This is a genomic window from Caballeronia sp. AZ10_KS36 (assembly GCF_023631105.1).
Lineage (GTDB): Bacteria > Pseudomonadota > Gammaproteobacteria > Burkholderiales > Burkholderiaceae > Caballeronia.
In genome coordinates, this window is sequence record NZ_JALQDQ010000001.1 from 348,530 (window position 1) to 369,921 (window position 21,392).

General features: G+C 64.4%; 19 protein-coding genes and 1 tRNA gene. 15 read left to right on the top strand and 5 right to left on the bottom strand.

Going from position 1 to position 21,392, the window contains the following annotated elements; translation table 11 throughout:
• Positions 1-3 precede the first annotated feature (3 nt).
• The 11 genes from htpX to NCR35_RS01685 all read left to right on the top strand — a co-directional run bounded on the left by htpX (position 4) and on the right by NCR35_RS01685 (position 10,337).
• The gene (gene htpX, locus NCR35_RS01635) at positions 4-858 is read left to right on the top strand and encodes a zinc metalloprotease HtpX (RefSeq protein ID WP_250532772.1); all 855 of its coding nucleotides are present in this window, start codon (positions 4-6) and stop codon (positions 856-858) included.
• Between the two features lie 147 nt (positions 859-1,005).
• Complete coding sequence (gene rsmB / locus NCR35_RS01640) at positions 1,006-2,475, top strand: 16S rRNA (cytosine(967)-C(5))-methyltransferase RsmB (RefSeq protein WP_250532773.1); 1,470 nt, start codon at positions 1,006-1,008, stop codon at positions 2,473-2,475.
• Positions 2,472-3,068 (top strand): DUF4390 domain-containing protein, encoded by a 597-nt coding sequence (locus tag NCR35_RS01645; RefSeq protein WP_244847635.1) that lies wholly within the window; start codon positions 2,472-2,474, stop codon positions 3,066-3,068. The genes rsmB and NCR35_RS01645 overlap by 4 nt, the downstream gene beginning before the upstream one ends.
• A 22-nt stretch (positions 3,069-3,090) precedes the next feature.
• A complete protein-coding gene (locus tag NCR35_RS01650) occupies positions 3,091-5,517 on the top strand; it encodes a sensor histidine kinase (protein ID WP_284502800.1) in 2,427 nt (808 codons plus the stop codon).
• Positions 5,518-6,234 carry a response regulator transcription factor EsaR gene (esaR, locus tag NCR35_RS01655; RefSeq protein ID WP_250532775.1) on the top strand — a complete coding sequence of 239 codons (717 nt, stop codon included), beginning with the start codon at positions 5,518-5,520 and terminating at the stop codon, positions 6,232-6,234.
• A 96-nt stretch (positions 6,235-6,330) separates the two neighbouring features.
• Positions 6,331-6,406: transfer RNA gene (locus tag NCR35_RS01660), tRNA-Phe, on the top strand.
• A gap of 369 nt (positions 6,407-6,775) precedes the next feature.
• Positions 6,776-7,510: a 7-cyano-7-deazaguanine synthase QueC gene (queC, locus tag NCR35_RS01665; RefSeq protein ID WP_244847638.1), complete on the top strand. Its 735-nt coding sequence runs from the start codon at positions 6,776-6,778 to the stop codon at positions 7,508-7,510.
• 46 nt (positions 7,511-7,556) lie between these two features.
• Complete coding sequence (queE, locus tag NCR35_RS01670; RefSeq protein ID WP_250532776.1) at positions 7,557-8,189, top strand: 7-carboxy-7-deazaguanine synthase; 633 nt, start codon at positions 7,557-7,559, stop codon at positions 8,187-8,189.
• Positions 8,190-8,206: 17 nt separating this feature from the next.
• Positions 8,207-8,653, top strand: coding sequence for a 6-carboxytetrahydropterin synthase QueD (gene queD / locus NCR35_RS01675; protein ID WP_175938914.1), 447 nt, complete (start codon positions 8,207-8,209; stop codon positions 8,651-8,653).
• A 197-nt stretch (positions 8,654-8,850) separates the two neighbouring features.
• Positions 8,851-9,633, top strand: a complete 783-nt coding sequence (locus tag NCR35_RS01680) for an HpcH/HpaI aldolase family protein (RefSeq protein WP_250532777.1) — start codon at positions 8,851-8,853, stop codon at positions 9,631-9,633.
• Complete coding sequence (locus tag NCR35_RS01685) at positions 9,630-10,337, top strand: tetratricopeptide repeat protein (protein ID WP_502801627.1); 708 nt, start codon at positions 9,630-9,632, stop codon at positions 10,335-10,337. Before NCR35_RS01680 ends, NCR35_RS01685 begins: the two co-directional genes overlap by 4 nt.
• Before the next feature lie 12 nt (positions 10,338-10,349).
• Here the strand turns inward: NCR35_RS01685 and rodA are convergent, their stop codons facing one another.
• From rodA to NCR35_RS01710, 5 genes are all read right to left on the bottom strand, one after another.
• Positions 10,350-11,510: a rod shape-determining protein RodA gene (gene rodA, locus NCR35_RS01690; protein WP_502801628.1), complete on the bottom strand. Its 1,161-nt coding sequence runs from the start codon at positions 11,508-11,510 to the stop codon at positions 10,350-10,352.
• A gap of 10 nt (positions 11,511-11,520) precedes the next feature.
• On the bottom strand, positions 11,521-13,773 hold the full coding sequence (gene mrdA / locus NCR35_RS01695; protein ID WP_250532778.1) for a penicillin-binding protein 2: 2,253 nt from the start codon (positions 13,771-13,773) through the stop codon (positions 11,521-11,523).
• Positions 13,774-13,861: 88 nt separating this feature from the next.
• Positions 13,862-14,374, bottom strand: coding sequence for a rod shape-determining protein MreD (mreD, locus tag NCR35_RS01700; protein ID WP_250532779.1), 513 nt, complete (start codon positions 14,372-14,374; stop codon positions 13,862-13,864).
• Entirely contained in the window at positions 14,371-15,483 is a 1,113-nt protein-coding gene (gene mreC, locus NCR35_RS01705; RefSeq protein ID WP_250532780.1) for a rod shape-determining protein MreC, read from the bottom strand. The genes mreD and mreC overlap by 4 nt, the downstream gene beginning before the upstream one ends.
• 192 nt (positions 15,484-15,675) lie before the next feature.
• Positions 15,676-16,719 carry a rod shape-determining protein gene (locus NCR35_RS01710; RefSeq protein ID WP_004189550.1) on the bottom strand — a complete coding sequence of 348 codons (1,044 nt, stop codon included), beginning with the start codon at positions 16,717-16,719 and terminating at the stop codon, positions 15,676-15,678.
• Positions 16,720-17,096: 377 nt separating this feature from the next.
• Between NCR35_RS01710 and gatC the strand changes: the two genes are divergently transcribed.
• From gatC to NCR35_RS01730, 4 genes are all read left to right on the top strand, one after another.
• Positions 17,097-17,396 (top strand): Asp-tRNA(Asn)/Glu-tRNA(Gln) amidotransferase subunit GatC, encoded by a 300-nt coding sequence (gatC, locus tag NCR35_RS01715; protein ID WP_159837576.1) that lies wholly within the window; start codon positions 17,097-17,099, stop codon positions 17,394-17,396.
• 73 nt (positions 17,397-17,469) lie between these two features.
• Positions 17,470-18,960: an Asp-tRNA(Asn)/Glu-tRNA(Gln) amidotransferase subunit GatA gene (gene gatA / locus NCR35_RS01720; RefSeq protein WP_250532781.1), complete on the top strand. Its 1,491-nt coding sequence runs from the start codon at positions 17,470-17,472 to the stop codon at positions 18,958-18,960.
• Between the two features lie 2 nt (positions 18,961-18,962).
• The gene (gatB, locus tag NCR35_RS01725) at positions 18,963-20,432 is read left to right on the top strand and encodes an Asp-tRNA(Asn)/Glu-tRNA(Gln) amidotransferase subunit GatB (protein WP_250532782.1); all 1,470 of its coding nucleotides are present in this window, start codon (positions 18,963-18,965) and stop codon (positions 20,430-20,432) included.
• A gap of 112 nt (positions 20,433-20,544) precedes the next feature.
• Positions 20,545-21,384, top strand: coding sequence for a PPK2 family polyphosphate kinase (locus NCR35_RS01730; protein WP_250532783.1), 840 nt, complete (start codon positions 20,545-20,547; stop codon positions 21,382-21,384).
• Positions 21,385-21,392: the final 8 nt, after the last annotated feature.

Below are 21,392 nucleotides of genomic sequence, written 5' to 3' on the forward strand. Positions count from 1 at the left end.
CATATGTTCAACTGGGTCAAAACCGCGATGCTGATGGCAGCGATCACGGCCCTTTTCGTCGTGATCGGCGGCATGATCGGCGGGTCGAAGGGCATGATGCTCGCGCTCGTCGTGGCGCTCGGCATGAATTTCTTCTCGTACTGGTTCTCGGACAAGATGGTCCTGCGCATGTACAACGCGCAGGAAGTCGACGAAACCACCGCGCCGCAGTTCTATCGCATGGTGCGCGATCTGGCCACGCGCGCGCAGTTGCCGATGCCGCGTGTCTACCTCATCAACGAAGATGCGCCGAACGCGTTCGCTACCGGCCGCAATCCGGAGCATGCGGCGGTCGCGGCGACGACCGGCATCCTGCGCGTGCTGTCCGAGCGCGAGATGCGGGGCGTGATGGCGCACGAGCTCGCGCACGTGAAGCATCGCGACATTCTCATCTCGACCATCTCGGCGACGATGGCCGGCGCGATTTCCGCGCTCGCGAACTTCGCGATGTTCTTCGGCGGCCGCGACGAGGAAGGCCGTCCGGCCAATCCTATCGCGAGCATTGCCGTGGCGATTCTCGCGCCTATCGCGGGCGCGATGATCCAGATGGCGATTTCCCGTGCGCGCGAATTCGAGGCGGACCGCGGCGGCGCGCAGATTTCGGGCGATCCGCAGGCGCTCGCGAGCGCGCTCGAGAAGATTCACGCCTACGCGTCCGGCGTGCCGTTCCCGACGGCGGAAGCGCATCCTGCCACCGCGCAGATGATGATCATGAATCCGCTGTCGGGTGGCAGCATCGCGAATCTGTTCTCGACGCACCCCGCCACCGAAGAGCGCGTCGCGCGTCTCATGGAAATGGCGCGGACCGGGCGCATGTAAGCGCGTCGCGTCGGTAGTCGCAAATACGGCCGCTCCGGCATGTCCGGGCGGCCTTTTTCTTTGCTCCCGGCCCATCGGTTGCCTTTGTGGCGCACGTTACAATCGTCGTTTGATATGCGCGCGCCAGGCGCAAGACCCCATTCCGACATGACAGACAAGCCTCCCCGGCGATCCGCCGCCGCGCACCCGCCGCACGCGCACGCTCGCATGAGCGCGCTGCATCTCGCGCCCGATTCGCTCGCCTTCGCGCTCGACGGCGCGGCGCAAGCCGTCGGCGCAGTGCGGGCCGGTTCGGCATTGCCGGCGGCCATCCAGACCGTCGCGGCGTCGGGCAAGCACTCGGCGGCGCGTGGCGCGATTCAGGACATCGCGTATCGCACGATGCGAACGCTCGCGCTCGCCGATGCGCTCTTGCACAAGCTCGTGCGTAAGGCGCCGCCGCCGCACGTGAGCAACGTGCTCGCGTGCGCGTTCGCTTTGCTCGCGGACGACGAAGCGCACGCCGCGTATGCGCCGTTCACCGTCGTTGATCAGGCGGTGAGTTCCATCGCCGCGCGGCGCGAGTTTTCCTTTGCGAAGGGGCTCGTGAACGCGGTGCTGCGTAACTTCCTGCGCGAACGCGAAGCGCTCATCGCCGAAGCGATGCAAAGCCCGGTCGCGCGCTGGAACTATCCGCAGTGGTGGATCGACGCTGTGAAACGCGCCCAGCCCGACGCATGGGAGCGCATTCTCGCGGCGGGCAACGTGCAGGGGCCGCTCACGTTGCGCGTCAACGCGCGGCACATGAGCGTGAGCGCCTATTTGGACGTGCTGAAGTCCGAAGGCATCGAAGCGCGCGCAGCGGGCCAACACGCGGTTCGGCTGAACACGCCGATGCCGGTCGATCGCATTCCCGGCTTCGCGGATGGCGTCGTGTCCGTGCAGGACGCGGGCGCGCAGCTCGCCGCGCAATGGCTCGATGTTCGCGACGGCATGCGCGTGCTCGACGCGTGCGCCGCGCCCGGCGGCAAGACCGGCCACATTCTGGAACTGGCGAACGTCGAACTCGTCGCGCTGGAAAGCGATGCGACGCGCGCAGGCCGCATCGCGCAGAACCTGGAGCGCCTGAAACTGCAAGCGGACATTCGCGTGGGCGATGCAGGCGATCCGTCGCAGTGGTTCGACGGCGCGCCGTTCGATCGCATCCTGGCGGACGTGCCGTGTTCCGCGTCCGGCATCGTGCGCCGGCATCCGGACATTCGCTGGCTGCGGCGGGCATCGGACATCGCCGCGCTCGTCGCTGAACAACGGCGCATTCTCGCGGCGCTCTGGCCGCTCGTCGCGAAAGGCGGCGAACTGCTCTACGTGACGTGCTCCATCTTCCCGGAGGAGGGCGAAGAACAGGCCCGCTGGTTTGGAGCGTCGCATGAAGATGCGGTACGATTGGACGCGCCGGGGCAACTGTTGCCGACAGCGGCGCGCGCAAGCGCGGGTGCGGTTCAAGCGTCACCGGATGGTACACATGCCGAACGCGCCGGTTCCGGCGAGGCAGAGAACGCAGGTCCGCCGTCGAGTTTGAACGCGGAAACCTTCGCGGATCACGACGGATTCTTCTACGCGCGCTTTCAGAAACGGTGACGATCAAACGCTTCTTTCCGCTTCGGCTCGCGGCCGTCATCTGGACTGCGCTTGCGCTCTGGCTGAGTTTCACGCCGGCTGCGCCCGCCTTCGCCGAGACCATTTCGGTGCAGCGCGCGTCCTTGCAGGCGGACAACAACGGCTGGAGCCTCGATGCGCACTTCGACTTCGATCTCAACAGCAGTCTCGAAGAAGCCGTGAATCGCAGCGTGCCGCTCTATTTCACCATCGACTTCACGCTTTCACGGCCGCGCTGGTACTGGTTCGACGAAGAGCCGGTCACCGTATCGCAAAGCATTCGGCTCTCCTTTCAGCCGCTCACGAACGAGTACCGCGTCTCGACGGGCGGCTTGCAATTGCGCTTCGCATCGCTCAATGAGGCGCTGGCGGTCATCAAGCATGTGGCGTCGTGGCACGTGATCGACCGTAATCAGGTGCATGGCGGGGAAACGTACACCGCATCGGTGCGCATGCAGTTGGATATCGCGCTGATGCCCAAGCCGTTCCAGATCGACGCGGTCAACAACCGCGACTGGAACCTGTCCTCGGATTGGAAGCGGTTCACTTTTACGGCGGCGGAACGTGCGAAATAGATTTCGACGCGGCCGCACGGACATGAAAAGTTTCGTGGTTCGGTTGCTGGTCACCACAGTCGCACTCACGGCGGTTCTGCTGCTCGTGATGCTCGCGCTCGCGAGTGCGAATACCGAATTCTTCGACCGCTATTACGGCTGGCTCTACGCGGCGAACGTGGCGGTGGCGCTCATCTTCATGCTGATCGTCATCAGCCTGACGCTGATTATCGTGTCGCGCGTGCGGCAGGGGCGCTTCGGCACGCGGCTCCTTGCGAAGCTCGCGTTGATCTTCGCGCTCGTGGGCGTGCTGCCGGGCGCGATCATCTACGTCGTGTCGTATCAGTTCGTGTCCCGAAGCATCGAGTCGTGGTTCGATGTGAACGTGGAAACCGCGCTCACCTCGGGCCTGACGCTCGGGCGCGGCATGCTCGAAACGTCGCTCGCGGATTTCAAGAACCGCAGCCGGCAAATGAGCGATCAACTCGCGAGCGCCGATCCGTCGAGCCTCACGCTGACGCTCTTGCGTCTGCGCGATCAGTTCGGCGTGCAGGACGCCGTCGTGTTCGAGCGTCCGCGCGATCAGTACAACCGCGAAGACCTGAACGCGGGCGGACCGTTGCAGCGCGTGGCGGCCCTGCGCACCATCGCGCAGGCGTCGGGGAATTACTATTCGCTCTTGCCCACGAACGAGCCGACCAGCGCCATGCTGAAGGAAGCGCAGGATCGTCCGTTCGGCGCGATCGAAGGCGAAATCGATGGCGACCCGAAGTCGAACGGGCCGAAGGGCGCGCTGCGGCTGCGCGTCATCACGAAGATTCCGGACCCGACGACGACCACCGAATTCCAGCACGTCGACCGCTTCTTGCAGATCGAGCAGCCGGTGAGTCAGGAACTCGCGCGCAACGCTGACGCCGTGCAGCGCGCGTATCGCGAGTATCAGGAAAAGCGTCTCGGGCGCACGGGCTTGCGCAAGATGTATATCGGCACGCTGACGCTCGCGCTCTTTCTCGCCACGTTCATCGCGATGATGCTTGCGCTCGCGCTCGGCAATCAGCTTGCGCGGCCGCTCTTCCTGCTCGCGCAAGGCACGAAGGAAGTGGCCGAGGGCGATTACACACCCAAGCGCGAGATCAATTCGCGCGACGAACTCGGCTTCCTCACGCAGTCGTTCAACGCGATGACGCGCCAGCTTTCGGAAGCGCGGGCGGCGGTCGAAAACAACCGCATCGCGCTCGAACATTCGAAGGCGTATCTCGAAAGCATTCTCGCGAACCTCACGGCGGGCGTGTTCGTGTTCGACCGGCAGTTCCGGCTCACCACCGCGAATCGCGGCGCGGAGCGCATCTTCCGGCAGCCGTTTCGCGCGTTGCAGGGCCATTCGCTCGATCAGATCGACGTGCTCGCCGAATTCGGCGCGATGGTCAAGAAAGCGTTCGCCGAGCGCGATGCGGCGGCCATCGGCAGCGGGCATCCGACGGGGGATCGCGGACACTGGCAACAGCAGGTCGCCGTGACCGTGCCGGGCGAGAACGATCCGCTGACGCTGCTCGTGCGCGGCACGCAATTGCTGAGCGCCACCGAGAGCGACACCGAAGACGCGGAGACCACCGGCTATGTCGTCGTGTTCGACGACATCTCCGACGTCATTTCCGCGCAGCGTTCCGTCGCGTGGGGCGAAGTCGCGCGGCGTCTCGCGCATGAGATCAAGAATCCGCTCACGCCCATTCAGCTTTCCGCCGAGCGTCTGCAAATGAAGCTCGCCGACAAGCTCGCGCCGCAGGACGCCGAAGTGCTCAAGCGCGCATCGACGACCATCGTGAATCAGGTGCAGGCGATGAAGCACATGGTCGACGACTTCCGCGAATATGCGCGCACGCCGCCCGCCGTGCTCGGCAATCTGCAACTGAACGATCTCGTCGGCGAAGTGCTGGCGCTTTACGGCATCGAAGAAGGCAAGAGCCCGATCAAGGTGGACCTCGCGAAGCTGCCCGTGATCCGGGGCGACGCGACGCAGATCCGCCAGGTCATCCACAACCTGCTGCAGAACGCGCAGGACGCCGTCGCCGATGTGCCGGAGCCGCGCGTGCTGCTCGAAACGAGGACAGTAGAATATGGCGAGCCCGATGCCTCGGGTCATGCGCGCGTCGCGGTTCGTCTGAGCGTATCGGATAACGGCGCGGGCTTTCCCGCGCGCATCCTGTCGCGGGCGTTCGAGCCTTACGTGACCACGAAGGCGAAGGGCACGGGTCTGGGACTTGCAACGGTAAAGAAGATCGTCGACGAGCATGGCGCGCGCATCGACATTCGCAATCGGTCGAAAACAGGCGACGTGGTGGAAGGCGCGCAAATCTCGATTCTGTTTCTTCAACTCGCGGACGACACCGCCGCCGATGGCGCAGCGCCTTCGACTCCGGCGGCCGCGAAACACGGAACGACAAAAGCAACAGTGCAGACAAGGGCAGCTTAAATGGCAACCATCCTGGTGGTAGACGATGAAATGGGGATCCGGGAACTGCTCTCCGAGATCCTGAGCGACGAGGGGCACGTGGTGGACGTGGCGGAGAACGCGCAGCATGCGCGCGAATACCGCTTGCAGCAGACACCCGATCTCGTCCTGCTCGACATCTGGATGCCCGATACCGATGGCGTCACGCTTCTGAAGGAATGGGCCGCGCAGGGCAAGCTCACGATGCCGGTCATCATGATGTCGGGCCACGCGACCATCGACACGGCCGTTGAAGCGACGAAGATCGGCGCGCTCAACTTTCTGGAAAAGCCTATCGCGCTGCAGAAGCTCTTGAAGGCGGTCGAGCAGGGACTTGCGCACGGCACGGCCGCGCCGGCTGCGGTAGCAGCGGCCAAGCCCGCGCTGAACGCGGGTTCGTCGGGCGTGCCGATCGCGGCGGCGTTGCCGACGGCTTCGGCGCTGAACGCATCGACGGGCGATTCGGGCGCGGGCGGCGCGGGGCAGAGCCAGGCGGGGCAGACGGCGTCGATCTCCTTCGACATTCCTCTGCGCGATGCCCGCGACGCGTTCGAGCGCGCGTACTTCGAATATCACCTCGCGCGCGAGAACGGCAGCATGACGCGCGTCGCGGAAAAGACGGGGCTGGAGCGCACGCACCTGTACCGGAAACTGAAGCAGCTCGGCGTCGATCTCGGAAAGAACAAGAGCGAAGTTTGAGCGGCAAGGGCCAAGCCGATCCGGACGAAAGCGTGAAAAATTCGGTGAAAGGCTTGAGCACCGTGCCTGTCTCTGATATAGTCTCACTTCTTCGTTGGCCCGGTAGCTCAGTTGGTAGAGCAGCGGATTGAAAATCCGCGTGTCGGTGGTTCGATTCCGCCCCAGGCCACCAGAATGCAAGAAGCCCGAGAGTGTTTTCGCTCTCGGGCTTTTTCATTTTTGTCGTCGGGCGGCGCGATCATGCGCCCGAAGCGCCGGACGGCAACCCCGGCGAACAATCGTTCACCGTGATAAAATCCGCGTCGAATTAAGGACTTGCCTCGTCCTCGGACCGCAAGTCCTTTTCTTTTCGATGCCCGAAAAGCATCGGCGAATGGCCTCGCAGCTTGCTATTGGAGGCATAAAGGCCGCCTGCGTCCGACAAAACGCCACCGGCCTATACTGGATTCGCAGATCGCCGCAGCGCGCGTGTTCAACGCGACGCCGGTTATCGACCGGCCATGCGGCGCACGACGCCAATCTCATACACGGAGTTTTCACGGTGACTCGGATAGACGCGAAGGACAGCGCTCTCGTGCTGTTTTCCGGCGGACAGGACTCGGCCACGTGCCTTGCATGGGCGCTCGAACGCTATAAGACCGTCGAGACGCTCGGCTTCGATTATGGCCAGCGGCATCGCGTCGAACTGGAATGCCGCGACGCGTTCCGCGCAGCGGTCGCGCGTGAGTTTCCGCATTGGGCCGAACGGCTCGGCGAAGACCACATGATCGACTTGTCGGTGCTCGGCGCGATCAGCGATACGGCCATGACCCGCGAGATCGAGATCCAGTCGACCGCGAACGGCCTGCCGAACACCTTCGTGCCGGGCCGCAATCTGCTGTTCATGACCATTGCGGCGGCGCTCGCGTATCGGCGCGGATTGAAAGTGCTCGTCGGCGGCATGTGCGAGACGGATTTCTCCGGGTATCCCGATTGCCGCGACGACACGATGAAGGCGTTGCAGGTCGCGCTGAATCTCGGGATGGAAACGCGCTACGCGCTGGAGACGCCGCTCATGTGGCTCGACAAGGCCGACACCTGGCGTCTCGCGGAAACGCTCGGCGGCGAGGCGCTCGTCGAACTGGTTCGGGTGGAGACGCACACGTGCTATGTCGGCGAGCGTTCCGAACTGCACGAATGGGGTTTCGGCTGCGGCCAGTGCCCGGCGTGCAAGCTGCGCAAGCGCGGCTACGAGGCGTATCGCGCGGGCGAGCAGGTCACCATCGAACCGGTCTGATTTCGAAGACAGACCACAGCCAGATCACACGGACTACAGAGCAGTCATGACGTACGCGGTAAAGGAAATCTTCTACACGTTGCAGGGCGAGGGCGCGAACGCCGGGCGTCCGGCCGTGTTCTGCCGCTTCGCCGGCTGCAATCTGTGGTCGGGCCGCGAGGAAGATCGCGCGGACGCGGTGTGCCGCTTCTGCGACACGGATTTCGTCGGCACCGACGGCGAAAACGGCGGCAAGTACAAGACGCCGACAGAACTCGTCGCAAAGATCGCGTCGCTCTGGCCCGAGGGCGCGGCGCATAAGTTCGTCGTGTGCACGGGCGGCGAGCCGATGTTGCAGATCGACCAGCCGTTCGTCGACGCGCTGCACGCGGCGGGCTTCGAAATCGCGATAGAAACGAACGGGTCGATGGCCGTGCTCGACAGCATCGACTGGATTTGCGTGAGCCCGAAGGCCGACGCGCCGCTCGTCGTGACGAAGGGCAACGAGTTGAAGGTCGTCGTGCCGCAGGACAACCAACGGCTCGCGGAGTACGAGAAGCTCGACTTCGAGTACTTCCTCGTCCAGCCGATGGACGGCCCGTCGCGCGACATCAATACGAAGCTCGCGATCGACTGGTGCAAGCGGCATCCGAAATGGCGGCTGTCGATGCAGACGCACAAATATCTGAATATCCCCTGAAAGACGATCGAGCCGACGTGCAGACGATTACCCGAAAACTCGAATTCGATGCGGGCCACCGCATTCCCGATCACCGCAGCCAGTGCCGCAATCTGCACGGGCATCGCTACGTGCTCGAAATCACGCTGCAAGGCGAACTCGTCGACACGGAAGGCGCGCCGGATCGCGGCATGGTGATGGACTTCGCCGACGTGAAGTCGCTCGCTATGGAGCATCTCGTCAACAAGTGGGATCACGCGTTCATCGTCTATGAAGGCGACGTGAAAGTGCGCGAATTCCTGCAATCGATGGCAGATCACAAGACGGTCGTGTTCGACCGCATCCCGACCGTCGAGAACATGGCGGCGGTCGCGTTCCGCATTCTCGCGGATGTCTATGACGCCCACTATGGCGTCGATCTGAAGCTCAAGCGCGTGCGGCTCTACGAAACGCCGAACTGCTGGGCGGACGTGGAGCGCGCGTAAGCGCTCATAAGCGTTCGTGGCGCGGCGAACGTCCGCGCCGTTGTCACGGTATGATCGCTCGGTGAGTCGGCCAACTCGGGCCGACGCCACGCAGTGCATGTCGATCATCCGGAGCGCAACATGCCGTCACTCTTTCAGTCGTGCCTATTCCTTGCATCGCGCCTGTCGCGCACATTGCGCTCCCACGGAGCCGCGCGATGAGCACCTTCACCAGTCCCCTCAAGCAACGTCTCGCCGATTCCGGTCCGCTCTTCGGCCTGTGGCTGTCGCTGTGCAGCGCCGATGCCGCCGAAGCGCTCGCGCACGCCGGCTTCGACTGGCTGTGCATCGACATGGAACACTCGCCGAACGATAGTCGCGATGTCGTCGAGCAGCTTCGCGCGATCGCCGCCGCGCACTTGCCGACCGAGCCAGTCGTGCGCGTGCCGTTCGCCGAGGGCTGGCTGGTCAAGCGCGTGCTCGATGCCGGCGCGCGCACGCTGATGTTCCCCAACGTGCAGTCGGCGGAAGACGCAGCGCGCATCGTGCGGCTCACCCGCTATCCGACCGAGGCGCAGCTCGATGGACTCCGCGGCGTCGCGGGCGCGGTGCGCGCGGCGGCGTACGGCATGCGGCGCGACTACGTGTCGGGCGCCAACGAGCAGATTGCGACCATCGTGCAGATCGAATCGGTGGCGGCGCTCGCCGCCGTCGATGAGATCGCCGCGACGCCGGGCGTCGATTGCCTGTTCATCGGCCCGGCGGATCTCGCCGCGAGCCTCGGCCATCTCGGCGATAGCAAGCATCCGGACGTGCACGCGGCCATCACCAAAATCGCGGACGCCGCGAAGCGCGCGGGCAAGTGCAGCGGCATTTTCGCGCTCGATGTCGCGAGCGCGCGGCAGTACGCGGAAGCGGGCATCAAGCTCGTTTCGATTGCCGCCGACGTGATGTGGCTCCTGAAGGCGACGCGGCAGGCGTTGCAGGAGGCCCGAGCATGAAGGGCGCTTGGCGTGGCGGCGTGGCGGCGGCAGCGGCTACGCTCGTCTTGATGACGGCGGGCGGCGCGCACGCGCAAGGCATGCCGAAGCCGTCCGACCTGGCGACGCAAAACGCCGTCGCCGATTACAACGCGGGCAATCTCGTCGCCGCGCGCTCGGAGTTTCGTCGCGCGGCGGAGAAGGGCAGCCGGCTCGCGCAGTTCAATTACGCGATGATGCTGCTCAACGGAGAAGGCGGCGCCGCCGATGTTCCCGAGGGCAAGAAGTGGCTGCGCCGCGCGGCCGATGCGAACATGACGCACGCGCAGTACGTCTACGGCAAGATGTACGACGACGGCGAGTTCGTGGACAAAGACCCGGCGGAAGCGCACCGATGGTTCCTGCGCGCCGCGAATCAGGGGCACGTGCAGGCGGAATTGGCGCTCGCGAATCAGTTCCTGGACGGCCGCGGCACCGCTCGCGACAACACGCAGGCGTTCACCTGGTACAAGAAGGCCGCGCAAGGCGGCGACATGACGGCGCAGTATGTCGCGGGATCGTTCTACGAGCGCGGCGGCGATGGCGTCGAGCGCAATCTCAACGTCGCGCGCGCGTATTACGCGGCGGCCGCGGCGCAGGGTGACCCGGCAGCCAAGCTCAAATACCTGCAGCTGAGTGCCGAGATCGAGCAGCAGAAGCCGCCGCCACAGGCGCAGCCGCAGTAATCGCTCGCGGCGTTAGCTTTGCATCAGCCGTTTCTGTCGCGCGACGCTCATGATGAGCCCGACGGCGACGCCCAGCGTCGTCAACGCGGTGCCGCCGTAGCTCATGAACGGCAACGGCACGCCCACGACCGGCAGAATCCCGCTCACCATGCCGATATTGACGAACGCGTAGGTGAAAAACGCGAGCGTAAGCGATCCGGCCAATAATCGCCCGAAGAACGTTGCGCCGTTCGCCGCGATGTACAGCCCGCGCGCGATCAGCGCCATGTAGAGAAAGAGCAGCACGAGCCCGCCCGCGAGCCCGAATTCTTCCGAGAACACCGCGAAGATGAAGTCCGTGTGCTTCTCAGGAATAAACTCGAGGTGCGCCTGCGTGCCCTTGAGCCAGCCCTTGCCGAGCGTGCCGCCCGAGCCGATTGCAATCACCGCCTGAATGGTGTGAAAGCCCTTGCCGAGTGGATCGGATGTCGGATCGAGCAGCGTGCAGATGCGGTGCTTTTGATAGTCATGCATCAGCGGCCAGTTGACTTCCGGCTGGCAGATGCGGTCCTGAAACACCGCGACGCTCGCCACCACGATCACCGCCGCCGCGAGCACCGGCACGATCAGCTTGAAACTGAGCCCGGCGAAATAGATGACGAACACGCCCGCCGCGAACACGAGCACCGCCGTGCCGAGGTCAGGCTGCTTCGCGATCAGGCCGACCGGCAGCATCAGAATCAGAAAGCCGACGATGTAATCCCACCAGCGGATATTGCTCTCGCGCCGCTGGTAGTACCACGCGAGCATGAGCGGCATCGCGATCTTCATGATCTCGGACGGCTGAATGACGACGCCGACGTTCAGCCAGCGTTTCGCGCCCTTGCGCGTCAGCCCGAACGCGGCCACGGCCACGAGCAGCGCCACGCCCACCGTATAGAGCGGCACGGCGAAGCGCATGAGCGTCTGCGGCGGAATGTTCGCGAGAACCCACATCAGGCCGAACGTCAGCATGATGTTGCGCAACTGGTCCTCCACGCGGCCCGGCACGTCCAGGCTGGCGCTGTAGAGCGTCACGATCCCGACGCACAGCAGCAGAAACACGATCAGCGCGAGCGGCCGGTCGAAGCCTGCGAACATGCGCTTCGCGCGCTCGATCCACACGTGCTTGTCGAATTGCAGATGCACTTGCATGCCGATTTCCTTATTCGTCGATGCCGCCGGTCGGCGCGAACGTGCGCACGCCGTTCTCGGCGTTGCCGCGCACCATCGTGGGCGTCGGCTCGGGCGGCGCGCTCTTTTGGCCGCGCTTGCGGCCCGGCGCGGCCGACGCAGGCAGCGCGGCTGCGGGCGCGGACGCGGGGCGGCCAGCCGGCACAGCGGGCGCGGAAGCCGCCTTCGCGACATCGGGATTAGACGCAGCCGACGGCGAGAACGCCGGCGACTGATTCGCCACCGATGCAGGGAGCGCCGCCGCGGCCGGCGGTTGCGTGCCGCCGATCACGGGCAGGCCGGCGTCTTCCGTCGCGGAAGCCGCGGCGGCCACGGCCGCCGCTTCGGCGCCCGGCTTCATCCGGTCCACCAGGTAATAGTCGAGCACTTTCCGCGCGATCGGGCCGGCCGCTTCCGCGCCCCAGCCGCCGTTTTCGACGATCAGCGCCAGCGCGATCTTCGGATTCTCAGCCGGCGCGAACGCGATGAAGAGCGCGTGGTCGCGCAGATGCTCCGCCGTGGCGTGGCCATGATAGTTCGCGCCTTGCAGCGAATAAACCTGCGCCGTACCGGTCTTGCCGGCCGCGAGGTACGACGCGCCCGCGAACACCTTGGCCGCCGTGCCGTTCGTCACCACCCCTTCCATCGCGCGCTTGATGACGTCGATGTCTTGCTGACGCACGGCGATCTTGTCGCTCGGGTCGCGCACGACCGGGCGTATCGCCTTGCTGATCGGGTTCTCGACATCGCGCACGAGGTGCGGCTTCATCACGACGCCGTTGTTCGCGAGCGTCGCCGTCGCGTGCGCGAGTTGCAGAATAGTGAACGAGTTGTAGCCCTGACCGATGCCGAGACTGATGGTCTCGCCTTCGTACCAGCGCTGCTGCTCCGGCTTGCGATACGCCTTGCGCTTCCACTCCGTCGACGGAAGAATGCCGCGCGCCTCGCCCGCGATGTCGATGCCTGTGATCTGTCCGAAGCCCCACGGCTTCATGAAGCCGGCCATCGCGTTCACGCCGAGGTCGCGCGCCAGCATGTAGAAATACGTGTCGTTGGACACGACGATCGCGCGATTCATGTCCACCCAGCCCTGACCCGAACGCACGTCGTTGCGGAACGTGTGGCCGCCGAACGTGAAGTAGCCGGGGTCCTGGAAGCCCCAGCCGGGCGTGCGCTTGTGCAGCGTGAGCGCGGCGAGCGCCATGAACGGCTTGTACGTCGATCCCGGCGGATACGTGCCGTGCAGCGGACGGTTCAGGAGCGGATGGTCCGGCGAATTGTTGAGCGCGTCCCACGTCTGCTGGTCGATGCCATCGACGAAGGAATTCGGATCGAAGCTCGGCGCGGAGACGAACGCGAGCACGTCGCCCGTGGATGGCTCGATGGCGACCAGCGCGCCGCGCTTGCCCGCGAACGCCTGCTCGGCGACCTGCTGCAAGCCGATATCCAGCGACAGCACGAGGTTGTTGCCGGGCGTCGCCTGCGTGCGCGACATCGTGCGGACCGGGCGGCCGCCCGCCGTGACTTCCACTTCCTCGAAACCGGTCAGGCCGTGCAGCTCGGTTTCGTAACTCTGCTCGACGCCGATCTTGCCGACGTAATCCGTGCCCTTATAGTTATTCGCGTCGAGACGCGGATCGTAGTGATCCGAGTTCGCGTCGTTCGCGTCGCTTGCATCGTCGATGCGTTCCTGATCGCGCTGCGAAATGCGGCCGATATAGCCGATCACGTGCGCTGCCGTCGTGCCGAGCGGGTATTGCCGGAACAGCCGCGCGCGCACTTCCACGCCGGGAAAGCGGAAGCGTTGCGCGGTGAACTTGGCGACTTCTTCGTCGGTGAGGCGCGTGCGGATGGGCAGGCTTTCGAAATTCTTCGAGTCCTCCAGCAGCTTCTTGAAACGCCGACGGTCGCGCGAATCGATCGGGATGACTTGCGAAAGCGCGTCGATGACTTCGTCTAGCGTGCCGTTGATCTTCGACGGCGTGATTTCCAGTGTGTAGGCTGAATAATTCTTCGCCAGCACGATGCCGTTGCGGTCCGTGATGATGCCGCGGTTCGGCACGATCGGCGCGACCGAGATGCGGTTCTCGTTGGCCTGCAACGAGTATTTGCTGAAGTGCCAGACCTGCAGATACAGAAAGCGCAGGCCGATCAATCCGAAGCAGACGAACACGAACAGTCCCGCCGCCGCGACGCGCAGGCGGAACTTCGACAACTGTTGCTCGGTGTTCTTGATTTCGGTCATGCAGGTTTCGCGAGTGGTTCGCGATTCTTTCGCGATTCAAGTGTAGTCGGCGCGCGGGCGTTTATCGGCGCCGCGTCGCGCGCGGCGCTCAGATCGGGCGCGTGTCGTCGGGATCGGCTGCGCGCCGTTGCGGCATCAGAAGCAGGAAGCTCGCGATCGGCCAAAGCAGCGCCTCGACGAATCCGTTGATGAGATAGCTCCAGCCGGGAAACGCGGCGCCCGTCATCAGACGGATGATGAAGGGCACGAGATGCGCGCCCACAAGCAGCGGAGCGACGACGAACGTCTGCACCGGCAGCGACATCCACAGCACACGCCGGTGAATGGTGATCGCGCCGTAGGACAACAGCGTGTACGCCAGCGCGTGCTCGCCGAGCAGGTTCGCGCTATGGACGTCCATCAACAGCCCGAGCAGGAACGCGATGCCCATGCCCACCTTGCGCGGCTGCTGCACGTTCCAGAAAAGCAGCACGAGCGCGACGAAATCCGGCACGCCGACGAGCCGTCCCCAGGGCACGAGATTCAGCAGAAACGCGGCGGCCAGGCTGAACGTGATGAAGTACGGATTGACCGGCTGGAGAATGTACTGCGGACGGTTCATCGCGCGGCTCCCGACGATGCGGGTTTCGGCGCATGCGCCTTCTTGCCCGATTTGGCCGCTGCGCTCGACGCCGCTTTCGGCGCGGTCGCCTTCGCCGCAGAACTCGCGGCAGGCGCCGACGCAGCCGCCGCCGCCGACGCGCTCGCCGGCGCCGACGCGGCAGCCGGAGCGCTCGCGCCCGCCGCTGCTTTGGCTGCGGGCTTCTTCTTGCCCTTGTTTTCCTTTGCTTCCTTCGCGGCTGCGGCGGCTTCCACTTCGACCGGATTGGGCGGCACGTTGACGTTGTAGTGCAGCACGAGCAACTGGCGCGCGCCGCGCACCGCCGCAACCGGCACGCAGACGACGCGGGCGAATGCCGTGTCCGCCTGCTTGTCGACGCGCAGCACCTTGGCGACTGCGAGCCCAGGCGGATACACGCCGTCGAGACCGCTCGTCACGAGCTGGTCGCCGACTTGCACGTCCGCGCTGATCGGCACGAAGCGCAGATCGAGCGTGTCGCCCTTCGGCGTGCCGTAGATGACGCTGCGCAGCCCCGTGCGCGCGATCTGCACCGGCACGGCCTGGTCCTTGTCGGTGAGGAGCGTGACTTCCGACTGCATCGGGAAAACGCGCGTGACTTGCCCGATCACGCCTTCTTCGTCCACGACAGGTGCGCCGTCCTGAATGCCTTGCTGCGAACCCTTGCCGATGACGACCTTCTGCGTGAACGGATCGCGCGTGTCGTACTGGATTTCGGCGGGCGTGGTCTGCGTGGTCGCACGCGACTGGAGGTTCAGGAGCGCCCGCAGATGCGCGTTCTCGATGTTCAGCTGCGCGGCATCGCCGGCCTTGATGGACAGTTCGAGATTCTTGTCGGCGAGCTTGCGGTTTTCGCTGCGAAGCGTGGCGCTCGTGACGGCGAGATCGGCTGCGCCCATGAAGATGTCGCGCGGAACCAGCGCCGCGCGCTGCAACGGATAGAGCCCGGCGCCGAGAATGCCGCGCACGATTTCGAGTGTGTTGAAGCGGACGTCCGACACCAGCAGCGCGATGGCCAGCACCACGAAGAAAATGAGGCGTGCGAGCGCCGAAGGGCCTTGCTTGAAAAGTGGCGGCGGACTGTATTCCATGGTCAGCGCCGAGGGCGTGAGCGGGTGAATGATGCTGCAGGCTGTTTCGCTTGTGGCGAGACCTGCCCTACGCTATTTCGACAAAGGCCCGGACTGATGCCGGGCCGTGCGCGCGTCGCGTTACGCGGGATGCTCGAGTGTCTGCTTCGACAATGCGTTCGATACGAACCGCGCGCACGCCGAAGCCGGCGATCACTCGTAAGAGAAGATGCTGCCGAGCTTGTCCATGCGCTCGAGCGCCATGCCGGAACCGCGCACCACGCAGGTCAGCGGATCTTCGGCGACGAGCACCGGCAAGCCGGTTTCTTCCGCGAGCAGGCGGTCGAGGTCGCGCAGGAGCGCGCCGCCGCCCGTCAGCATCATGCCGCGCTCGGCGATGTCCGCGCCGAGTTCCGGCGGCGTCTGTTCCAGCGCGATCTTCACCGACGAAACGATCTGATTCAGCGGATCGGTGAGGGCTTCGAGGATTTCGTTGCTCGAAATGGTGAAGCTGCGCGGAATGCCTTCGGACAGGTTGCGGCCCTTGACTTCCATTTCCTTCACTTCCGAGCCGGGGAACGCCGAGCCGATTTCCTTCTTGATGGCTTCAGCGGTTTGCTCGCCGATCAGCATGCCGTAGTTGCGGCGGATGTAATTGACGATGGCTTCGTCGAACTTGTCGCCGCCCACACGCACCGAGCCTTTGTACACGATGCCGCCGAGCGAGATAACGCCGACTTCCGTCGTGCCGCCGCCGATGTCCACGACCATGGAGCCCGTGGCTTCCGAGACCGGCAGGCCCGCGCCGATTGCCGCAGCCATCGGTTCCTCGATGAGATACACCTGCGATGCGCCCGCGCCGTGAGCCGCTTCCTTGATGGCGCGGCGCTCGACTTGCGTGGAGCCGCACGGCACGCAAATGATGATGCGCGGCGACGGCGAGAACATGCGGGATTCGTGTGCAGTCTTGATGAACTGCTTGATCATCTGCTCAGTGACGGTGAAGTCGGCGATCACGCCGTCTTTCATCGGACGAATGGCTTCGATGTTGCCCGGCACTTTGCCGAGCATTTGCTTCGCTTCCTTGCCGACAGCCTGAATGGTCTTCTTGCCGTTCGGGCCGCCTTCTTGACGGATGGAGACGACTGACGGCTCGTCGAGGACGATGCCCTTGCCGCGCATGTAGATCAGCGTGTTGGCGGTGCCGAGATCAATCGCCAGGTCGTTGGAAAAATAGCTGCGCAAAAAGCCGAACATTCAAAAATCCTGTCTCGCTGGTAGCCGTGCCTCGCTAAGAGCGCCGGGGACGGCAGCGGAAAAAATAACGGTTTGCCGGGACGGCGAAACGAGCCGCCGTGAATGCAAATCCGAGCAGAAATCTACCGCGGAATTGAACATGCCACGCAAACGTTTCTCGACGAGGGATGATCCAGGGAGAAAGCCGCTGACAGGTCGATCCGGATGTGGGTCGAACGTGTAATGATACCTTATAATTTGGGGGTTTCTATAGGAAAAGGACGGCACTTTTTGCCATCCTCGGCCCCGCTTCGACGGCTTTCCGCCAGGTTCGTAACTGACTGTTGCAGCGAACGTTTCTGGTGCGGGAGTTGTTCATGTTTTTCTCCGGTGATCCCATGTCATTGACCCTGACCGACGTTAAACGCATCGCGCATCTCGCGCGGCTGGAACTGCCCGACCACGAGGCCGAACCGACGCTTGCGCGGCTCAACGACTTCTTCGGTCTCGTCGAGCAGATGCAGGCGGTCGATACCGCAGGCATCGAGCCGCTCGCGCATCCGATCGACGCCATCGAGGAAGTCGCCCTGCGACTGCGCGACGACGCAGTCTCAGAGCGGATCGAGCGCGAAGAGTTCCAGCGTTGCGCGCCGGCCGTGCAGGACGGGCTCTATCTCGTGCCGAAGGTGATCGAGTGAGCGTGGCGCATCGACTTATCGGAACAACGATCTCGCGCGCGGCGTGACGCGCCGCGCTCATCAGGGAACTGCAATGCATCAGAAAAGCTTGACCGAACTGCGCGCCGCGCTCGACTCGAAGGCGATCTCCGCCGTCGAGCTGGCGCAGTCGTACCTGCAACGCATCGAAGCCGCGAAGGAGCTGAACGCGTTCATCGGCGTGAATCCGGAGCTCACGCTGGAACAGGCGAAAGCCGCCGACGCGCTCATCGCGCAGGGCAATGCCGGTCCGCTCGCCGGGCTGCCCATCGCGCATAAGGACGTGTTCGTCACGCGCGGCTGGGCGTCGACGGCGGGTTCCCACATGCTGGAGAACTACGCGAGCCCGTTCGATGCCACCGTCGTCGAGCGCCTGAAGCGCGCCGGCATGGTGTGTCTCGGCAAGACGAACATGGACGAGTTCGCCATGGGCTCGTCCAACGAGAACTCGTACTTCGGCGCGGTGAAGAACCCGTGGGACCCGACGGCCGTGCCGGGCGGATCGTCGGGCGGGTCGGCAGCGGCCGTCGCCGCGCGCCTCGCGCCCGCCGCGACCGGCACCGACACGGGCGGGTCCATCCGCCAGCCTGCGTCGTTCACCGGCATCACCGGCATCAAGCCGACGTACGGCCGCGTGTCGCGTTACGGGATGATCGCGTTCGCGTCGTCGCTCGATCAGGGCGGACCGATGGCGCAAACCGCCGCCGACTGCGCGCTGCTTCTTAACGCGATGGGCGGTTTCGACGAGCGCGACTCCACGAGCCTGCAACGCGAGAACGAGGATTACACGCGCTATCTCGGCAAGAACTGGACGGAAGATGCCGAAAAGCCTTTGAAAGGTCTGCGCATCGGCATGCCGAAGGAGTACTTCGGCGCGGGCTTGGCCGACGACGTGCGCGCCGCCATCGACGCTGCGCTCAAGCAATACGAAGCCCTCGGGGCGACGCTCGTCGAAGTCTCGCTGCCGAAGACCGAGCTTTCGATTCCCGTGTACTACATCATCGCGCCGGCGGAAGCGTCGTCCAATCTGTCGCGCTTCGACGGCGTGCGCTACGGGCACCGCGCGGCCGAGTACCGCGACCTGCTCGACATGTACAAGAAGTCGCGCGCCGAAGGCTTCGGGCCGGAAGTGAAGCGCCGGATTCTGGTCGGCACGTACGTGTTGTCGCACGGCTATTACGACGCGTACTACCTGCAGGCGCAGAAGATTCGCCGCATCATCGCGCGGGATTTCCAGGAAGCGTTCAAGCAGTGCGACGTCATCATGGGACCGGTCGCGCCGTCGGTGGCGTGGAATCTCGGCGAGAAGGCCGACGATCCCGTGCAGATGTACCTCGCCGACATCTACACGCTCTCCGTGAGCCTCGCGGGCCTGCCGGGCATGAGCGTGCCGTGCGGCTTCGGCGCGGGCGCGAATGCGAATCGGCCGGTCGGTCTGCAGATCGTCGGCAACTATTTCAACGAAGCCCGGATGCTCCAGGTCGCCGACGCGTTCCAGCGCGCGACCGACTGGCACCGCAAGGCACCATCGGCATCGGGAGTGTGAACATGCAGTGGGAAGTCGTTATCGGTCTGGAAACGCACGCGCAGCTTTCCACCGTCTCCAAGATTTTCTCGGGCGCGCCCACGCAGTTCGGCGCCGCGCCGAACACGCAGGCAAGTCCCGTGGATCTCGCGTTGCCGGGCGTGCTGCCGGTCATGAACCGCGGCGCCGTCGAGCGCGCGATCCGCTTCGGGCTCGCCATCGGCGCGCACATTGCGCCGCGAAGCATCTTCGCGCGCAAGAACTACTTCTATCCGGATCTGCCGAAGGGCTATCAGATCAGCCAGTACGAGATCCCGGTCGTGCAGGGCGGACAGATCACCATCCACGTGCCCGCCAATGAAAAGGCCGGCAAGGAAGCGTACGAAAAGACCGTCAACCTGACGCGCGCGCATCTGGAAGAAGACGCCGGCAAGTCGCTGCACGAAGACTTCGCGGGCATGACGGGCATCGACCTGAACCGCGCGGGCACGCCGCTGCTCGAAATCGTCACGGAGCCGGAAATGCGCAGCGCCGCCGAAGCGGTCGCGTATGCGAAGGCGCTGCACGGTCTCGTCGTGTGGCTCGGCATCTGCGACGGCAACATGCAGGAAGGCTCGTTCCGCTGCGATGCGAATGTGTCCGTGCGTCCGGTCGGCCAGAAGGAGTTCGGCACGCGCGCCGAGATCAAGAACCTGAACTCGTTCCGCTTCCTCGAAGAAGCCATTCAGTGCGAAGTGCGCCGTCAGATCGAACTGATCGAAGATGGCGGCACCGTCGTGCAGGAAACGCGTCTGTACGATCCGGACAAACGCGAAACGCGCTCCATGCGCAGCAAGGAAGACGCGCACGACTACCGCTATTTTCCTGATCCCGATCTGATGCCCCTCGTGATCGAGGAAAGCTGGGTGGCGCGCGTGCGTGACGAGATGCCTGAGCTGCCGGCGGACATGCAGAAGCGCTTCGTCGATACGTACGGCCTGACGTCCTATGACGCCGGCGTGCTCACGTCGTCCAAGGCGATGGCCGCGTACTTCGAGGCGGTCGTCGAGAAGGCGGGCGCGGCGCAGGCGAAGATCGCCGCAAACTGGCTCATGGGCGACGTCTCCGCGCAGCTCAATCGCGAATCGCTGGATATCGCTCAGTCGCCGGTGTCGGCGGCGCAGCTCGCGCTGGTGCTGCAACGCATCGCGGACGGCACCATCTCGAACAAGATCGCGAAGGACATCTTCCAGTCGATCTGGGAAGAGAAGGCCACCGATGAAGCCGCGGCCGACCGCATCATCGAGGCGAAAGGGCTGAAGCAGATCTCGGACACCGGCGCGCTGGAAGCGATCATCGACGAAGTGCTCGCCGCGAATCAGAAGTCCGTCGACGAATTCCGCGCGGGCAAGGAGAAGGCGTTCAACGCGCTGATCGGCCAGGCCATGAAGGCGACCAAGGGCAAGGCCAATCCGCAGCAGGTCAATGAATTGCTGAAGAAAAAGCTGGGCTGAGTCGGCGGCGCATGTCGCGCCTGGTCTGCTGATTCAGGAGCGTAAGACTCACGGGCTGTTGCCGGTTGATCTGTGCAGCGGCCCGTTTTTCATTGCTGACGCGGAAAAAAACATGGCCAAGAAATCCGACCTGGACGACTATCGCGTTCCGTTCTTCGACGGCGGAAAAAAGCTCAAGGCGTTCGACATCGGTTCAGTCGATCCGTCTGCCAAGCCGTTCTCGACAGGCGCGAAAGACGACGACCGTGCGCGCCTCGCTGAAATCGGCGCGCAGCTGAACGAGTTGCAGGAGAAGCTGCACGCACAGCGCCGAGAGCGCGTGCTGCTCGTGCTGCAAGGCATGGACACGAGCGGAAAGGACGGCACCGTGCGCGGCGTGTTTCAGGACGTCGATCCGCTCGGCCTGCGCATCGTGCCGTTTCGCGCGCCGACCGAGCGCGAGCTGGCGCACGACTTCCTGTGGCGCGTTCACGCGCAAGCGCCGATGGCGGGCGAGCTCGCGATCTTCAACCGCAGCCACTACGAAGACGTGCTCGTGCCGCGCGTGCTGAAGCAAATCGACGACGACGAATGCGAGCGCCGCTATCGTCATATCCGCGAATTCGAGGCGCTGCTCGCGGATGCGGGCACGACCATCGTCAAATGCTTTCTGCATATCTCGAAGGACGAGCAGCGCAAGCGGCTGCAGGCGCGTATCGATGATCCGACGAAGCACTGGAAGTTCGACGTCTCGGACCTCGAGGCCCGCAAGCTGTGGGACGACTATCAGCAGGCGTATTCGGTGGCGCTCGGTGCGACGTCGACGGACTACGCGCCGTGGTACATCATTCCGGGCGATTCGAAGACGCATCGGAACGTGATGGTCGCCGAGCTCGTCTTGCGCACGTTGCAGGGCATGAAGCTCGAATTCCCGCCGGCGAAGGAATCGCTCACGGGCGTGAAGGTCGAGTAATTCAAACT

Coding starts and splice junctions, on each gene's coding strand:
- htpX (WP_250532772.1), top strand. CDS start 4: ATGTTCAACTGGGTCAAAACCGCGATGCTGATGGCAGCGATCACGGCC.
- rsmB (WP_250532773.1), top strand. CDS start 1,006: ATGACAGACAAGCCTCCCCGGCGATCCGCCGCCGCGCACCCGCCGCAC.
- NCR35_RS01650 (WP_284502800.1), top strand. CDS start 3,091: ATGAAAAGTTTCGTGGTTCGGTTGCTGGTCACCACAGTCGCACTCACG.
- esaR (WP_250532775.1), top strand. CDS start 5,518: ATGGCAACCATCCTGGTGGTAGACGATGAAATGGGGATCCGGGAACTG.
- queE (WP_250532776.1), top strand. CDS start 7,557: ATGACGTACGCGGTAAAGGAAATCTTCTACACGTTGCAGGGCGAGGGC.
- NCR35_RS01680 (WP_250532777.1), top strand. CDS start 8,851: ATGAGCACCTTCACCAGTCCCCTCAAGCAACGTCTCGCCGATTCCGGT.
- NCR35_RS01685 (WP_502801627.1), top strand. CDS start 9,630: ATGAAGGGCGCTTGGCGTGGCGGCGTGGCGGCGGCAGCGGCTACGCTC.
- rodA (WP_502801628.1), bottom strand. CDS start 11,510: ATGCAAGTGCATCTGCAATTCGACAAGCACGTGTGGATCGAGCGCGCG.
- mrdA (WP_250532778.1), bottom strand. CDS start 13,773: ATGACCGAAATCAAGAACACCGAGCAACAGTTGTCGAAGTTCCGCCTG.
- mreD (WP_250532779.1), bottom strand. CDS start 14,374: ATGAACCGTCCGCAGTACATTCTCCAGCCGGTCAATCCGTACTTCATC.
- mreC (WP_250532780.1), bottom strand. CDS start 15,483: ATGGAATACAGTCCGCCGCCACTTTTCAAGCAAGGCCCTTCGGCGCTC.
- NCR35_RS01710 (WP_004189550.1), bottom strand. CDS start 16,719: ATGTTCGGCTTTTTGCGCAGCTATTTTTCCAACGACCTGGCGATTGAT.
- gatC (WP_159837576.1), top strand. CDS start 17,097: ATGTCATTGACCCTGACCGACGTTAAACGCATCGCGCATCTCGCGCGG.
- gatA (WP_250532781.1), top strand. CDS start 17,470: ATGCATCAGAAAAGCTTGACCGAACTGCGCGCCGCGCTCGACTCGAAG.
- gatB (WP_250532782.1), top strand. CDS start 18,963: ATGCAGTGGGAAGTCGTTATCGGTCTGGAAACGCACGCGCAGCTTTCC.
- NCR35_RS01730 (WP_250532783.1), top strand. CDS start 20,545: ATGGCCAAGAAATCCGACCTGGACGACTATCGCGTTCCGTTCTTCGAC.